14 protein-coding genes are annotated in these 14,764 nt (G+C 65.9%); 8 read left to right on the top strand and 6 right to left on the bottom strand.

The window, feature by feature from the left end:
• The 5 genes from IQ35_RS10450 to IQ35_RS10430 all read right to left on the bottom strand — a co-directional run.
• Nucleotides 1–542: CoA transferase (locus tag IQ35_RS10450; RefSeq protein WP_199739942.1), on the bottom strand; the 542-nt coding region annotated here is incomplete at its 3' end.
• 58 nt (nt 543–600) lie between these two features.
• Nucleotides 601–1,437: a 2,3,4,5-tetrahydropyridine-2,6-dicarboxylate N-succinyltransferase gene (dapD, locus tag IQ35_RS10445; protein WP_184204878.1), complete on the bottom strand. Its 837-nt coding sequence runs from the start codon at nt 1,435–1,437 to the stop codon at nt 601–603.
• Nucleotides 1,437–2,105: a pyrimidine 5'-nucleotidase gene (locus IQ35_RS10440; protein WP_145073215.1), complete on the bottom strand. Its 669-nt coding sequence runs from the start codon at nt 2,103–2,105 to the stop codon at nt 1,437–1,439. The genes dapD and IQ35_RS10440 overlap by 1 nt, the downstream gene beginning before the upstream one ends.
• A 50-nt stretch (nt 2,106–2,155) precedes the next feature.
• Nucleotides 2,156–3,034 carry an LOG family protein gene (locus IQ35_RS10435; RefSeq protein ID WP_021245476.1) on the bottom strand — a complete coding sequence of 293 codons (879 nt, stop codon included), beginning with the start codon at nt 3,032–3,034 and terminating at the stop codon, nt 2,156–2,158.
• A gap of 44 nt (nt 3,035–3,078) precedes the next feature.
• A complete protein-coding gene (locus tag IQ35_RS10430; RefSeq protein WP_145073212.1) occupies nt 3,079–3,780 on the bottom strand; it encodes an extensin family protein in 702 nt (233 codons plus the stop codon).
• Nucleotides 3,781–3,940: 160 nt separating this feature from the next.
• Between IQ35_RS10430 and IQ35_RS10425 the strand changes: the two genes are divergently transcribed.
• From IQ35_RS10425 to IQ35_RS10395, 7 genes are all read left to right on the top strand, one after another.
• On the top strand, nt 3,941–5,101 hold the full coding sequence (locus IQ35_RS10425; protein WP_145073210.1) for a phosphoserine transaminase: 1,161 nt from the start codon (nt 3,941–3,943) through the stop codon (nt 5,099–5,101).
• Between the two features lie 100 nt (nt 5,102–5,201).
• On the top strand, nt 5,202–6,782 hold the full coding sequence (serA, locus tag IQ35_RS10420) for a phosphoglycerate dehydrogenase (protein WP_021245473.1): 1,581 nt from the start codon (nt 5,202–5,204) through the stop codon (nt 6,780–6,782).
• Between the two features lie 52 nt (nt 6,783–6,834).
• On the top strand, nt 6,835–7,209 hold the full coding sequence (locus tag IQ35_RS10415) for an endonuclease domain-containing protein (RefSeq protein WP_021245472.1): 375 nt from the start codon (nt 6,835–6,837) through the stop codon (nt 7,207–7,209).
• Nucleotides 7,206–8,333 carry an ATP phosphoribosyltransferase regulatory subunit gene (locus IQ35_RS10410; protein WP_021245471.1) on the top strand — a complete coding sequence of 376 codons (1,128 nt, stop codon included), beginning with the start codon at nt 7,206–7,208 and terminating at the stop codon, nt 8,331–8,333. The genes IQ35_RS10415 and IQ35_RS10410 overlap by 4 nt, the downstream gene beginning before the upstream one ends.
• A gap of 133 nt (nt 8,334–8,466) precedes the next feature.
• Nucleotides 8,467–9,756: an adenylosuccinate synthase gene (locus IQ35_RS10405; protein ID WP_021245470.1), complete on the top strand. Its 1,290-nt coding sequence runs from the start codon at nt 8,467–8,469 to the stop codon at nt 9,754–9,756.
• Between the two features lie 6 nt (nt 9,757–9,762).
• A complete protein-coding gene (locus IQ35_RS10400; protein WP_021245469.1) occupies nt 9,763–9,945 on the top strand; it encodes a hypothetical protein in 183 nt (60 codons plus the stop codon).
• 54 nt (nt 9,946–9,999) lie between these two features.
• A complete protein-coding gene (locus tag IQ35_RS10395; RefSeq protein ID WP_145073207.1) occupies nt 10,000–10,569 on the top strand; it encodes an NADPH-dependent FMN reductase in 570 nt (189 codons plus the stop codon).
• Between the two features lie 5 nt (nt 10,570–10,574).
• Here IQ35_RS10395 and IQ35_RS10390 read toward each other — a convergent pair whose 3' ends face one another.
• Nucleotides 10,575–11,906 carry a dicarboxylate/amino acid:cation symporter gene (locus tag IQ35_RS10390; protein WP_021245467.1) on the bottom strand — a complete coding sequence of 444 codons (1,332 nt, stop codon included), beginning with the start codon at nt 11,904–11,906 and terminating at the stop codon, nt 10,575–10,577.
• A gap of 209 nt (nt 11,907–12,115) precedes the next feature.
• On the opposite strand from IQ35_RS10390, the gene IQ35_RS10385 reads away from it, so the two are divergent.
• The gene (locus IQ35_RS10385) at nt 12,116–14,761 is read left to right on the top strand and encodes a M1 family metallopeptidase (protein WP_145073204.1); all 2,646 of its coding nucleotides are present in this window, start codon (nt 12,116–12,118) and stop codon (nt 14,759–14,761) included.
• Nucleotides 14,762–14,764 lie beyond the last annotated feature (3 nt).

The raw sequence follows: 14,764 nt of genomic DNA, 5'->3' as shown, positions 1-14,764 counted from the left end.
CGCTCGACAAGGGCCGCGGCGATGCCGAAGGCCAGATAAAGCGCCCCACCGCCAAAATCGCCCACCAGGTTGAGGGGCGGTATCGGCCGGCCGCCGGCTTCGCCTATCTCTTCGAGCGCGCCGGTGATCGCGATATAGTTGATATCGTGGCCCGCCCGGTCGGCCAGCGGCCCGGTCTGGCCCCAGCCGGTCATCCGGCCGTAAATCAGTCGCGGATTGCGGGCGAGCGCCGCATCCGGACCCAGGCCCAGACGCTCCATGGCGCCGGGACGATATCCCTCGATCAGCACGTCCGCCAGCGCGATGGCGTCCAGAGCGGCCGCGCGGCCGGCGTCCGATTTCAGGTCGAGATGGACCGCCGCCCGGCCGCGATTCGTCACGGGATCGGGAAAGGCGTCCTGCAGCGTGCGATCGATCCGGACGACATCGGCGCCCATGTCCGAAAGCAGCATCGCGCAGAAGGGCGCGGGGCCGATCGCCGCGAATTCGATCACCCTGATCCCGGTCAGCGGGCCTTGCGGCGCGGAATAACGATCCATCATTCATCGCTCCAGACAGCGGCGCCCCCCGTCTTGAACGGGGCGGCCTTATGCAACCCCGTCAATCGCGCAGCAGGTCGTTGATGCCCGTCTTGGACCGGGTCTGCGCGTCCACGCGCTTGACGATCACCGCACAATACAGGCTCGGCCCCGGCGTGCCGTCGGGCAGCGGCTTGCCGGGCAGCGATCCCGGCACGACCACCGAATAGGGCGGCACCTGCCCCATGAAGATTTCGCCGGTGGTGCGGTCCACGATCTTGGTCGACTGGCCGATGAAGACGCCCATCGACAGCACCGATCCCTTGCCGATCCGCACGCCTTCCACCACTTCGGACCGCGCGCCGATGAAGCAGTCGTCTTCGATGATGACCGGGTCGGCCTGCAACGGCTCCAGCACGCCGCCGATGCCGACGCCGCCCGACAGATGGACATTCCTGCCGATCTGGGCGCAGCTTCCCACCGTCACCCAGGTATCGACCATCGTGCCTTCATCCACGAACGCGCCGATATTGACGAAGCTGGGCATCAGGATGACATTCTTCGCGATATGCGAGCCCGCCCGCGCGAAGGAGCCGGGAACGGCGCGGAACCCGGCGGCGCGGAAAGCGGCTTCGTCCCAGCCCGCGAACTTGCTGGGCACCTTGTCCCACCAATGGCCCGCGCCCGGCCCGTTGTCGATCATCGCATTGTCGTTGAGGCGGAAGGACAGCAGCACCGCCTTCTTCAGCCACTGATTGACCTGCCAGCCGTCGCCCTTCGGTTCGGCTACGCGCGCTTCGCCGCTGTCCAGCAGGCTGAGCGCCTTGTCCACCGCCTGCCGCACCGCGCCTTGCGTGGACAGGGTCACATTGGCCCGGTCTTCCCAGGCGGCGTCGATGGTGGCGATCAGGTCGGTCATTATGTTTCCCCAATGATGTCGGCCAGAAATGGCGTCAGATGATCGGTTTCGAAATCGATGAAATCGGGATGGTGATCGTGGCTGCCGCCTTCCGATCCGTTATTGACCCAGACGGTCGTCATGCCGATCGCCTTGGCGGGCTTCAGGTTGCGGGCCATATCCTCGAAAAAGGCCGCGCGCACCGGATCGACCCCATGGGCGGAGCAAAGCGCGGCATAGCCGGACGGATCGGGCTTGGGCACATATTGGCAGGCATGGATGTCGTGGATCAACTCGAACGCTTGCCCCAGCCCCAGCCGGTCGAGCACCCGCCCCGCATAATCCGCGTCGCCATTGGTGAAGATCAGCCGCCGTCCCGGCAGCGCCGCGATGCGGGCGTTGAGCGCCGCGTCCACTTCCAGCCGCTCCATAGAAATGTCGTGGACATAGTCGAGGAAGGCGCGCGGTTCGATGCCGTGATGCCGCATCAGGCCCGAAAGCGTCGTGCCATGCTCCATGAAATAGCGCTTCTGCACGGCCTTCGCCTCGACCGGGTCGCAGCCCAGCAGACCCTGGATGAACTCGCCCATCTTCACGTCGATCAGGCCGAACAGGTCCGCCTTCGCCGGGTAGAGGGTATTGTCCAGATCGAAGATCCAGCAATCGATATGGGCAAGGTCCGCGCGCATGACCGCGCCCTATCCCCGCCGGTGGGCAAGGGCAAGGCGAGTTGCGCTTTTCAGTCGCAACCCGGCGCGTCCATATCCTCGTAAAAGGCTTCGACCGCCGCCCATGCGTCCTCGGCCGTTTCGACCCAGGTGATGAGGTTGAGGTCGGACGGCGCGATCACGCCTTCATCGGCCAGCGCCTCGAAATCGATCACGCGATTCCAGAAATCCCGGCCGAACAGCAGGATGGGAATGGGCTTCATCTTGCCGGTCTGGATCAGCGTCAGAAGCTCGAAAAACTCGTCGAACGTGCCGAAACCGCCCGGAAACACCGCCAGCGCCCGCGCGCGCAGCAGGAAGTGCATCTTGCGGAGCGCGAAATAGTGGAACTGGAAGCTGAGTTCCGGCGTCACGAACCGATTGGGCGACTGCTCGTGCGGCAGGACGATGTTCATGCCGATGGTCTGCGCGCCGATGTCCGCCGCGCCCCGGTTGGCCGCTTCCATGATCGAAGGACCGCCGCCCGAACAGACGACGAAATGGCGGCACCCGGCGGGATTGGGCGGATAGGCGGCGGCGATGCGCGCCAGCTTGCGCGCTTCCTCATAATAGCGCGCCTTCCTGCCCAGATTTTCCGCGATCCGCTTTTGCTCCGGCGTGGCAGCGGCGTCGATTCGGGCCTGCGCCTCTTCGGGTTCGGGAATGCGGGCCGAACCATAGAAGACGAAGGTCGATTCGATCCGCGCTTCCTCCATCAGCAATTGGGGCTTGAGGAGTTCGAGCTGGAACCGGACGGGCCGCAAATCCTCGCGCAGCAGGAATTCGGTGTCCTGAAAGGCCAGGCGATAGGCCGCGCTGGTCGTCTGCGGCGTTTCCACCGCCTTGCGGGCGTCGGCGGCTTCCTGCTTGGCGGGACGGAACTTGCGTTCGGCGATTTCTTTCCTGGTCATGCCGACCAACTAGGCAGCAAAGGCGGGCATGCCAAGGGGGCTTGTCAGCGGCAGAAGCCGCCCTTGCCGCCCATGTCGAAATGGAAATGGTCGTGGTGGGCGGTATTATAATTCGGGCTGAGCACCGTGCGGAACCGCTTGCAGGCGCTGGCATGGATGACTTCCAGGAACTGCCGCGTGCGCCGGTCGCCGCTCCAGTCCTTTTCGATCGAAATGCGCCGCCCGTCCGACAGGACGAAGGCGGACACGTCGATCGCATTGCTGTGGGCATGTTCGGAAAGCTTGCCGCTGCCCGCGATGGGACGGCAATTATAGGTGCCGAACGTTTCGATCCGCACGACCTCCGCGCCCAGGATCAGCCGCGCGGCGGGCTGCACGCCAAAACGCGCCCATGCCGCGAAATTGGCGGCGAGATTGCACGTCATCGCGCCCAGATTGGTCGCGGGCACGCCGATGTCGAGCAGCTTGACGCTGCCCATGGCGCTGCACCCGCCGCCGAAATTCTGATCGGGCAGCGGCGTGAAGGCGACGGATTGCGATTGCAGTTTCGCCATGCACTGCCGCACTTCCATCGTCGGCGGAGCGGCGGGACGGGCCGTTTTGGCTTTATGCGGTTTGGACGCGCTGCTCACCCGGCCGCGCGGCACCAGGTCGCCGCCGCATGCCGCCAACGCCAAAGTCATTGTCAACAGCGCGGCAAGGCCCGCGCCGCGTCGAAACAGATTGTCCCACGCCCGCTCTTCCATGAATCAAGCATTTAGCACGTTCTTTTCAGACGGTGGTTAACGCGGGCCTCGATTCGTCGCATTTTGTTCTGCTCTTGACTCTCCCGCCGATCTCTTTAGGGCGACCGGCGGGCCACGCGGTCCCAACGCCGCGCGTGCTCTCTGTAAGGAGAAGCATTACATGACTGAACCGACTGCCGCGGGCGCCACTCTTGCGCCTGCCGCCAAGCCCGCCACCAAGCCGGCTCGCCCCTTTTTCTCTTCCGGTCCCTGCGCCAAGCCTCCGGGCTGGAGCGCCGCTGCGCTCGCCACGGATTCGCTGGGCCGCTCGCACCGTTCGAAGGTCGGCAAGACCCGCCTCGCTTATTGCATCGACCTGATGCGCGAGCTTCTGAACCTGCCCGAAACCCACCGCATCGGCATCGTGCCGGGTTCCGACACCGGCGCCTTTGAAATGGCGATGTGGACGATGCTGGGCGCGAAGCCCGTCACGACGCTGGCGTGGGAAAGCTTCGGCGAAGGCTGGGTGACGGACGCCGCCAAGCAATTGAACCTCAACCCCACGATCATCCGCGCCGACTATGGCCAGTTGCCCGATCTGACGCAGGTCGATTTCAGCAACGACGTGCTGTTCACCTGGAACGGCACCACCTCGGGCGTGCGCGTGCCGAACGCCGACTGGATTCCGGCGGACCGCGAAGGGCTGACCTTTGCCGACGCGACCAGCGCGGTTTTCGCCTATGACATCGACTGGACGAAGATCGACGTCGCCACCTTCTCCTGGCAGAAGGTGCTGGGCGGCGAGGGCGCGCATGGCGTGCTGATCCTCGGCCCCCGCGCGGTCGAGCGCCTCGAAACCCACACCCCCGCCTGGCCGCTGCCCAAGCTGTTCCGCCTGATGAGCAAGGGCAAGCTGGCCGAGGGCGTGTTCAAGGGCGAGACGATCAACACCCCTTCCATGCTGGCGGTCGAGGACGCGATCTTCGCGCTGGAATGGGGCAAGTCGGTCGGCGGCGCGAAGGGCCTGATCGCCCGCAGCGACGCCAATGCGGCGGCTCTGGACAAGATCGTGGCGGACCGCGACTGGCTCGGCCATCTCGCCGCCGACACCGCCTCGCGCTCGAAGACCAGCGTCTGCCTCACCGTCGCGGGCGCCGACGAAGCCTTCATCAAGAGCTTTGCGGCCCTCCTCGAAAAGGAAGGCGCGGCCTATGACGTCGCGGGCTATCGCGACGCCCCGGCCGGTCTTCGCATCTGGTGCGGCGCGACCGTCGACACCGCCGACATCGAAGCGCTCGGCCCCTGGCTCGACTGGGCCTACGCCCAGACCAAGGCCGCTTGATCCAACCAATCCACCGTTCGGGCTGAGTCTGTCGAAGCCCTTCATTGTCCGGCTCTTCCGACCGGCTCAACCGAACGGACCATATTCAAGGAGCATTCCCATGCCCAAGGTACTCATTTCCGACAAGATGGACCCCAATGCCGCCGCGATCTTCCGCGAGCGCGGCGTGGAGGTCGACGAAATCACCGGCAAGACCCCGGAAGAACTGAAGGCGATCATCGGCCAGTATGACGGCCTTGCCATCCGCAGTTCGACCAAGGTGACGAAGGAGATTCTCGACGCCGCGACCAACCTCAAGGTCGTGGGCCGCGCGGGCATCGGCGTCGACAATGTCGACATTCCGGCGGCGTCGGCCAAGGGCGTCGTCGTCATGAACACGCCCTTCGGCAATTCCATCACCACCGCCGAACATGCCATCGCGCTGATGTTCGCGCTCGCCCGCCAGCTTCCCGAAGCCGACGTCTCGACCCAGCAGGGCAAGTGGGAAAAGAACCGCTTCATGGGCGTCGAAGTCACCGGCAAGACGCTGGGCCTGATCGGCGCGGGCAATATCGGCTCCATCGTCGCCAGCCGCGCCTTGGGCCTCAAGATGAAGGTCGTCGCCTTCGACCCCTTCCTCACCCCGGAACGCGCCGTCGAAATGGGCGTGGAGAAGGCCGATCTCGACACGCTGCTGGCGAAGGCGGATTTCATCACCCTGCACACGCCGCTCACCGACCAGACCCGCAATATCCTGAGCCGCGAAAACCTTGCCAAGACGAAGAAGGGCGTCCGCATCGTCAACTGCGCGCGCGGCGGCCTGATCGACGAGGCGGCGCTCAAGGATGCGCTCGACAGCGGCCAGGTCGCGGGCGCGGCGCTGGACGTGTTCGAAACCGAACCGGCCAAGGATTCGCCGCTGTTCGGCACGCCCGGTTTCGTCTGCACCCCGCATCTGGGCGCGTCGACCACGGAAGCGCAGGTGAATGTCGCGCTTCAGGTGGCCGAGCAGATGGCCGATTTCCTCGTATCCGGCGGCGTCACCAACGCGCTCAACATGCCCAGCCTGTCGGCGGAGGAAGCGCCCAAGCTCAAGCCCTATATGGCGATCGCCGAAAAGCTCGGCTCGCTGGTCGGCCAGCTTGAAGGCGACGCCATCACCGGCGTTGCGGTAGAGGTCGAAGGCCATGCCGCCGAACTCAACCAGAAGCCGATCACCGCGGCGGTGCTCGCGGGTCTGATGCGCGTCTATTCCGACACGGTGAACATGGTGAACGCGCCCTTCCTGGCGAAGGAACGCGGCCTTGACGTGCGCGAAGTGCGCCATGACCGCGAGGGCGACTATCAGACGCTGGTGCGCGTTACCGTCACCACGGAAAACGGCGACAAGTCGGTCGCGGGCACGCTGTTCGGCCATGCCCAGCCGCGCCTTGTCGAACTGTTCGGCATCAAGGTGGAGGCAGACCTCACGGGCACCATGCTCTACATCGTCAACCAGGACGCGCCCGGCTTCATCGGCCGTCTGGGTTCGACGCTGGGCGAGGCGGGCGTCAATATCGGCACCTTCCATCTGGGCCGCCGCAACCAGGGCGGCGAAGCCGTGCTGCTGCTGTCGGTGGATGGCGCGGTGACGGACGCGCTGCGTCAGGACATCTGCAAGCTCGCCGGCGTCAAGACGGTGAAGCCGCTGCACTTCGCCTGAGCCGGCAAAGCCCTCTCCCCTCGGGGAGAGGGTTGGGAGAGGGGGAGCGCCGATGCGTCTGGATGCAACCTTGAAGGAACGCGCAAAATCCATGCGCTCCAACCTCACACCCGCCGAACAAAAACTCTGGCTCGCCTTGCGGGCCAACCGCTTCGAAAATCGCCAATTCACCCGCCAGGCGATCATCGCGCCCTATATCGTGGATCTCGCCTCCAAAGCGGCCAGACTCATCCTGGAGATCGACGGGGATACACATTCCGCCGAAGATCGCTATGACACGCGGCGAACGGAGTTTCTGGAATCGCTGGGGTATCGTGTGATCCGTTTTTCGAATCCTGACGTGATGGGGAATATGGAGGGAGTGTTGAGTGTGATTGCTCAAGCGTTGCGCGATGCCCCCTCTCCCCAAGGGAGGAGGGGGCTATGAGCTTTCCCCCCGGCCTCCTGCCTGAAGGATTGTCCGACCGCCTGCCGCCGCAGGCGGAAGCCTCCGCGCGGCTTGCGCGCCGCGTGCTCGATACCGTGGCGACCCACGGCTATGAGCGGGTCATGCCCCCGCTCGCGGAGTTTGAGGACACGCTGGTCGGCCGCCTCAAATCCATGCGCGCGCAGGATCTGGTGCGCGCCATCGACCCGGTCTCGCAGCGCAGCCTGGCCCTCCGCCCGGACATGACCGCGCAGGTCGGCCGCATCGCCGCCACCCGCCTTGCCAGCGCGCCGCGCCCCCTGCGCCTCTCCTATTCCGGCCCGGTCCTGCGCCTGCGCGCCAACCAGCTTCGCCCGGAGCGCGAGCATCTGCAAGTCGGCGCGGAGCTGATCGGCAGCGACAGCGTCGCCGCCGCCGTCGAGATCGTGAATGTCGCGATAGAGGCATTGCAGGCGGCGGGCGTCACCGGCCTCACCATCGATTTCACCCTGCCGGACCTGATCGACACGCTGGCGGCCGGCTCCCTGCCGCTCGACCCGCAGGAGATCGAAGCCGTCCGCCACGAACTCGACGCCAAGGATGCGGGCGCGCTCGCCGCGATCAGCCCCGCCGCCGCCGCCTATCTCCCGCTGATCGAGGCGACCGGCCCCTTCCACGCCGCGATGGAGCGGTTGGAAGCCCTGAACGCGCAGCTTGGCGGCGCCATCGACAGCCGCATCGCGGGCCTGCGCGCCATCGCCAAGCCCATTGGCTGGGACATCACCCTGACGCTCGATCCGACGGAGCGCCACGGCTTTGAATATCAGAACTGGTTCGGCTTCTCGGTCTTCGCGGACGGCTTCATCGGTGAAATCGGCCGGGGCGGCAGCTACGCCATCACCCGGGCCGACGGCACGGACGAACCGGCCATGGGCTTTTCCCTCTATCCCGATCCGCTGATCGATGCCGGTTTCGGCGGCCAGCCGGTGCGGCGGCTGTTCCTCCCCCTCGGCCATGATGCGGACCGCGCCGCCGCGCTGCGCGGCGAGGGCTGGCATACGATTGCCGCCCTGACCGGCGATGAAAATGGGGAGCGCCTGCGCTGTTCCCACTGGCTCGACGGCGCGGAGCCGCGCGCTTACTGACTTGACTTTACGGGGCTGGCGCGGCTAACCGCCGGCCCGCACGGGGCGACACGCGCCCACCCTATTCCGCCCGCTTGCCGAGTCCCGTCGAAGGGCAAGCCGGGTCCGCGCGGCGGGGCGAAGGACTATATCCATGGCAAATGTTACGGTGATCGGCGCCCAGTGGGGCGATGAAGGCAAGGGCAAGATCGTCGACTGGCTGTCGGAACGCGCCGACGTCGTCGCGCGCTTTCAGGGCGGCCATAATGCGGGCCACACGCTGGTCGTGGGAGAGAAGGTCTACAAGCTCTCGCTGCTCCCCTCTGGCATCGTGCGCGGCACGCTGAGCGTCATCGGCAACGGCGTCGTTCTGGACCCATGGCATTTTCGCGAAGAAGTCGCCAAGCTCAGGGGGCAGGGCGTCGCCATCACGCCGGACAATCTCCAGATCGCGGAAACCTGCCCGCTGATCCTGCCCTTCCACCGCGACCTTGACGGCCTGCGCGAGGATGCGTCGGGCGCGGGCAAGATCGGCACCACCCGCCGGGGCATCGGCCCCGCCTATGAGGACAAGGTCGGCCGCCGCGCCATTCGCGTGTGCGACCTTGCCCATCTCGACGATCTCGGCCCGCAGCTTGACCGCCTCACCGCGCATCACGACGCGCTGCGCGCCGGGTTCAACGAAGCGCCTATCGACCGCGACGCCCTGATGGCGGAATTGCGCGACATTGCGGACTTCATCCTGCCCTTCGTCAAGCCGGTCTGGTTGACGCTCAATCAGGCGAAGGCGCAGGGCAAGCGCATCCTGTTCGAAGGCGCGCAGGGCACGCTGCTCGACATCGACCATGGCACCTATCCCTTCGTCACCTCCTCCAACACGGTGGCGGGCACGGCGGCGAGCGGCACCGGCCTTGGTCCTTCGGGCGCGGGTTTCGTGCTCGGCATCGTCAAGGCCTACACCACCCGCGTCGGTTCCGGCCCCTTCCCGACCGAGCAGGAAAACGAAACCGGCCAGCGCCTGGGCGAGCGCGGCCATGAATTCGGCACGGTGACGGGCCGCAAGCGCCGCTGCGGCTGGTTCGACGCGGTTCTGGTGCGCCAGTCGGTCGCCGTGTCGGGCGTCACCGGCATCGCCCTCACCAAGCTCGACGTGCTCGACGGGTTCGACGAACTGCAAATCTGCGTCGGCTACAAGATCGGCGAGACGACCTACGACTATCTTCCCGCCCACGCGCAGGATCAGGCGAAGGCGCAGCCGATCTACGAAAGCATCGAAGGCTGGCAGGACACCACCGCAGGCGCCCGCAGCTGGGCCGAACTCCCCGCGCAGGCGATCAAATATATCCGCCGGATCGAGGAACTGATCGGCTGCCCGGTCACGCTGGTTTCAACGTCCCCGGAACGCGAGGACACCATCCTCGTGCGCGACCCCTTCGCGGACTGATCCGGGATGGCCGGAGATCGCTTCGAGCGCCACAAGCAACCCTGGACGGCGGACGAGCTGCAAAAGCTCCATACGCTCGCGAAGAAGGGCATGGCGCTCAAGGCGATCGCCAAGGCCCTCACCCGCAGCGAGGAATCGGTGAAGGCCCGCGCCAAGCAGGACGGGCTTTCCATCGCGAAGCTGCGCTAAGGCTGGACGCCGCCGCGCGCCAGTGCGACACTTCCTACAACAAGGGAGGCCCGCATGGCGCTCGACATACTCGTCCTATACGGTTCCTACAGGCGCGGCCGTCTGGGAATCCGTTTAGTTGACTATCTCATTCTTGCTTTTGCGGAACTGGGCCATCGCGCCGAACTGATCGACGCGAAGGAAATCGGCCTCCCGATGCTGGACCTGCGCCATGGCGACTATCCACCGGGACAAGCGCCCGCCGCCATGTCCGCCCTTGCCCGGCGCCTCACCGCCGCCGATGCCTTCGTGTTCGTCGCGGGCGAATATAATCGCGGCGTCCAACCGGGCCTCAAGAATCTGGTCGATCATTATCTCAAGGAATTCGACCGCCGCCCCGCCGCCATCGCCAGCTATTCGACAGGCCGTTTTGCTGGCGTCAACAGCCATGCCGACTGGAAGGTGACGCTGTCCGCCATGGGCATGACGGTGATCCCCGAACGGCTCAGCGTCGGCCAGATCGGCGATGCGCTGGATGAAGCGGGACGGCCGCGGGGCGACGGCGGCGCGGCGCTGGAACGTGGTTTCCCGAAGTTCGCGGACACCTTGCTCTGGTGGGCGCAGGCGGCGAAAGCCGCCCGCTGACGCGTTCAGCCCCGTTGCTCATCATCCACCATGTCCTCGGCCAGTTCCAGCCCGGCCCGGCCATGGGACGGGGTATGGGCAGGCGCCTTGAGCGGCGCCGCATATTCCGGTTCCTCCACCTCCAGCATCCCTTCCCATTTGGTGATGACGGACGTGGCGATGGCGTTGCCCAGCACATTGGTCGCGGTGCGGCCCATGTCCATGAAATGATCGACCGCCAGGATGAAGGCGACCCCTTCGACCGGCAGGTTGAACTGGCCCAGAGTCGCCGCGATGACGACCAGGGAGGCGCGCGGCACGGCGGCGATGCCCTTGCTCGTCACCATCAGCACCAGCAGGATGGTGATCTGCGTCATGATCGGCAGGTCGATATTATAGGCCTGCGCGATGAAGATGGTGGCGAAGGTCGCATACATCATCGACCCGTCGAGGTTGAAGCTGTAGCCCAGCGGGAGCACGAAGCTGTAGATCCGGCGCGGCACGCCGAAGCGGTCGAGCTGCTCCAGCATCTTGGGATAGGCCGCTTCGGACGAGGCGGTGGAGAAGGCGATCAGCACCGGCTCGCGCACATAGCGCAGCAGCGTCAGGATCCGCCTGCCCAGGAAAACCCCGCCCGCCAGGCACAGCAGCACCCACAGCGCGAGCAGCGACAGGTAGAATTCGCCGACCAGCTCGCCGAAGGTCTTGAGCACGCCCAGGCCCTCGGTCGTGATCGCCGAGGCCAGCGCGCCGAACACCGCGAAGGGCGCGACGCGCATCACATAGCCCGTCACCTGCAACATCAGCTCGACCATCGCCTCGATCACGACGACGATGGGCTTGCCCCTTTCCCCGATAGCGGTCAGCGCCACGCCCACGAACAGGGAGAAGACGACGATTTGGAGGATCGAATTTTCCGCCATCGCCCCCACCATGGATGTGGGGAAGACGTGCAGGATGAAATCGCGGAAGTTGAGCGCTTCGGTGCTGACGCCCGATTCCGCGCCCGTCCGCACCAGATTGAGGCCCTCTCCGGGCGCGAAGAAATTGACGAGGACGAGGCCCAGCGACAGAGAAATGAGGCTCGCCATGACGAACCAGGCCAGCGCCCGCCCGCCGATCCGCCCCAGTGCCGCGCTGTCGCCCATATGGGCGATGCCCGCGACCAGCGTGGAAAAGACCAGCGGCGCGATTATCATCTTGATGAGGTGAAGGAAGATATCGGCCAGCAGGTGGAAATAGCCCGCCACGTCCTTGGCCAGCGCCTTGTCGCCCGCGACCCACAGATTGGCGGCAAATCCGGTGAGAACGCCCAGAACCATGCCCGCCAGGATGAAGGCCGTCAGTCGATTTCGCATGAACTTCCTTCTACCAGTGGATCGAACGGCTGTCCTGTCAGGGGAAGACGCCTAACAGGCACGGCGCAAGCCCGCAATCGCACGGCGATTTCCCGCCCGCGACCGGCCGCCTGTCTTGACCGACGAACCGAAAGAGCCGATGCCGCTTTGTATCAAGGCGCATGGCCGCCCCGGCTGCGCCGTTCAAGACGTGTCGGAGTCTGAACCGGATGACATTTTCAAAGATGCTGCCCCTGCTGCTCGCCGCAGCCCCGCTGGCCCTGGCTGCCACCGCCCATGCACAAGGACAGGCCGGCCTCGCCGCCGCCGTGACGACTCAGTTGCCGCGCGGCGCCGCGCCCAGCCATTATGCGATCACGGTCACGCCGGACGCCAGCGCCCTCACCTTCACGGGCAAGGTGGCGATCGACATCACCGTATCGCAGGCCATGCCTGCGCTGGTGCTGAACGCGGCCGACCTCCATTTCGGCGCGGTCACGCTGACCCCGGCCAGGGGCAAGGCGGTGAAGGGGGCCGCCAGCGTGAACGCCGCCGCGCAGACGGTGACGCTGGACTTCGGCAAGCCGCTCGCGCCGGGCAGCTATCGGCTGGACATCGCCTATGACGGCGTCATCGCCACGCAGGCGAACGGGCTTTTCGCGCTCGATTATACGGACAATGCGGGTCAGGCGAAGCGCGCCCTCTTCACCCAGTTCGAAGCGCCCGATGCCCGCCGCTTCGTGCCGAGCTGGGACGAACCGAGTTACAAGGCGACCTTCGACCTGACGGCCGTCGTCCCGGCCGGAGAGATGGCGGTCGGCAATATGCCGGTGAAGGACAGCCGGGATCTGGGCAACGGCAAGACGCAGGTGACGTTCGGCACCACGCCGAAAATGTCCTCCTACCTGCTGTTCTTTGGTCTGGGCGAACTGGACCGCGCCACCAAGATGGCCGGCGCCACCGAAGTCGGCGTCGTCACCGGCAAGGGCAATACCGGCAAGGCCGCGCTGGCGCTGGATGCCTCCGCCGCGATCCTGCCCTGGTTCAACGACTATTTCGGCGTCCCCTTCCCGCTGCCCAAGCTGGACAATGTCGCGGGACCGGGCCAGAGCCAGTTCTTCTCCGCCATGGAGAATTGGGGCGCGATCTTCACCTTCGAGCGCGCCTTGCTGGTCGATCCCCGCTTCACCACAGAAGCGCAAAAGCGCCGCATCTACGAAACCGTCGCGCATGAAATGGCGCATCAATGGTTCGGCGACCTCGTCACCATGGCTTGGTGGGACGACCTCTGGCTGAACGAGGGCTTTGCGAGCTGGATGGCGACCAAGGTGACGGACAAGCTGCAACCCCAATGGGAAATGCTGCTGAACCGGGTCGGCGGCCGCGAAAGCGCCATGGGGCTGGATGCGCTGGCGACCACCCATCCCGTCGTGCAGAAGATCGCGACCGTCGATCAGGTCAACCAGGCGTTCGATGCGATCACCTATGAAAAGGGCGAAGCCGTCATCACCATGCTGGAAGGCTATGCCGGAGAGGATGTGTGGCGCAGCGGCATCCGCGCCTATATGAAGCAGCACGCCTATGGAAACACCGTGACCGACGACCTGTGGAAAGCGGTCGAAGGCGCGGGGGCCAAGGGGCTTGTCTCCATAGCGCACGACTTCACCAGCCAGCCGGGCATCCCGCTGGTCACGGTGGAAAGCGCCCAATGCAAGGGCGGCAACACCATATTGTCGCTGGTCCAGGGCGAATTCAGCCGCGACCGGAAGGACAAGACGCCGCTGCGCTGGAACGTGCCCGTCATGGCGCAGACGCTGGGCGGTTCGGCGCAGCGCATGATCCTGAGCGGCAAGGGGCAGATCACGCTGCCGGGCTGCGGCGCCTATGTCGTCAATGCGGGGCAGTCGGGCTATTATCGCTCGCTCTACCCGGCCGCCAATGTGCGGGCGCTGGCGAAGGATTTCACGACGCTCCCCGCCATCGACCAGATCGGCCTGCTGGCGGACAATTGGCAGCTTGGCCTTGGCGGTTATCAGCCGATGGGCCTTGCGCTCGACCTTTTGGACGCGGTGCCGGGCAGCGCAAGCCCCGCCGTGTTGGCGCAGGTGCCGGACTATCTGGAGGGTGCTCATCAGATGCTGGAGGGCGACGCCGCCGCGCAGGGCAGGGTCGCCGCCTATGCCTCGGCAAAGCTGATGCCGGTTCTGGCCGCCATCGGCTATGACGCGAAACCGGGCGAAGGCGCGCAGGTGCCGGTATTGCGGTCCAGCCTCGTGTCGACGCTGGGCGCGGTCGGCGACAAGGCGGTGGTGGCGGAAGCCAATCGGCGTTTCGCCGCGCTCGGCTCCGATCCGGCGGCGCTGGACGGGCCGCTCCGCAATGTCTGGCTGGGCATCGTCGCGAGGAACGCCGATCAGGCGAAGTGGGACAGGCTGCGCGCCATGGCGAACGGCGCGAAGACCGATCTCGACAAGAGCCAGCTCTTCGCGCTGCTGGGCGGTGCGAAGGATGAGAAGCTCGCCGGTCAGGCGCTCGACCTCGCGCTGACGGACGAGCCGGGCAAGACCACCAGCGCCGCGATCATCGCACAGGTCGGTTATGAGCATCCCATGCTTGCCGTCGACTATGTGCTGGCCCATCGCCAGCAATATGAGGCGCTGATCGACGTGTCGGCCCGCTCGCAGGCGCTGGCCCGGCTGGGCGGCGGTTCGGCGGACCCGGCCATGGCGCGGAAGCTGGACGCCTATGCCACGCAATATCTGACGCCGGAATCGCGCAAGGTCGTGGATCGCGCCATAGCGGGCATCCAGACGCGGATCGAAACGCGGGCGCGGCTCAAGCCCGCGCTGCAAAGCTGGTTCGCCGCGAAGAAGTGAAGG

Origin of the sequence: Sphingobium wenxiniae, assembly GCF_007830065.1 — a bacterium.
Classification (GTDB): domain Bacteria; phylum Pseudomonadota; class Alphaproteobacteria; order Sphingomonadales; family Sphingomonadaceae; genus Sphingobium; species Sphingobium wenxiniae.
Note: the sequence above shows the minus strand (reverse complement) of the source record. Positions and strands in the feature narration are given on the sequence as shown.

Coding starts and splice junctions, on each gene's coding strand:
- dapD (WP_184204878.1), bottom strand. CDS start 1,437: ATGACCGACCTGATCGCCACCATCGACGCCGCCTGGGAAGACCGGGCC.
- IQ35_RS10440 (WP_145073215.1), bottom strand. CDS start 2,105: ATGCGCGCGGACCTTGCCCATATCGATTGCTGGATCTTCGATCTGGAC.
- IQ35_RS10435 (WP_021245476.1), bottom strand. CDS start 3,034: ATGACCAGGAAAGAAATCGCCGAACGCAAGTTCCGTCCCGCCAAGCAG.
- IQ35_RS10430 (WP_145073212.1), bottom strand. CDS start 3,780: ATGGAAGAGCGGGCGTGGGACAATCTGTTTCGACGCGGCGCGGGCCTT.
- IQ35_RS10425 (WP_145073210.1), top strand. CDS start 3,941: ATGACTGAACCGACTGCCGCGGGCGCCACTCTTGCGCCTGCCGCCAAG.
- serA (WP_021245473.1), top strand. CDS start 5,202: ATGCCCAAGGTACTCATTTCCGACAAGATGGACCCCAATGCCGCCGCG.
- IQ35_RS10415 (WP_021245472.1), top strand. CDS start 6,835: ATGCGTCTGGATGCAACCTTGAAGGAACGCGCAAAATCCATGCGCTCC.
- IQ35_RS10410 (WP_021245471.1), top strand. CDS start 7,206: ATGAGCTTTCCCCCCGGCCTCCTGCCTGAAGGATTGTCCGACCGCCTG.
- IQ35_RS10405 (WP_021245470.1), top strand. CDS start 8,467: ATGGCAAATGTTACGGTGATCGGCGCCCAGTGGGGCGATGAAGGCAAG.
- IQ35_RS10400 (WP_021245469.1), top strand. CDS start 9,763: ATGGCCGGAGATCGCTTCGAGCGCCACAAGCAACCCTGGACGGCGGAC.
- IQ35_RS10395 (WP_145073207.1), top strand. CDS start 10,000: ATGGCGCTCGACATACTCGTCCTATACGGTTCCTACAGGCGCGGCCGT.
- IQ35_RS10390 (WP_021245467.1), bottom strand. CDS start 11,906: ATGCGAAATCGACTGACGGCCTTCATCCTGGCGGGCATGGTTCTGGGC.
- IQ35_RS10385 (WP_145073204.1), top strand. CDS start 12,116: ATGACATTTTCAAAGATGCTGCCCCTGCTGCTCGCCGCAGCCCCGCTG.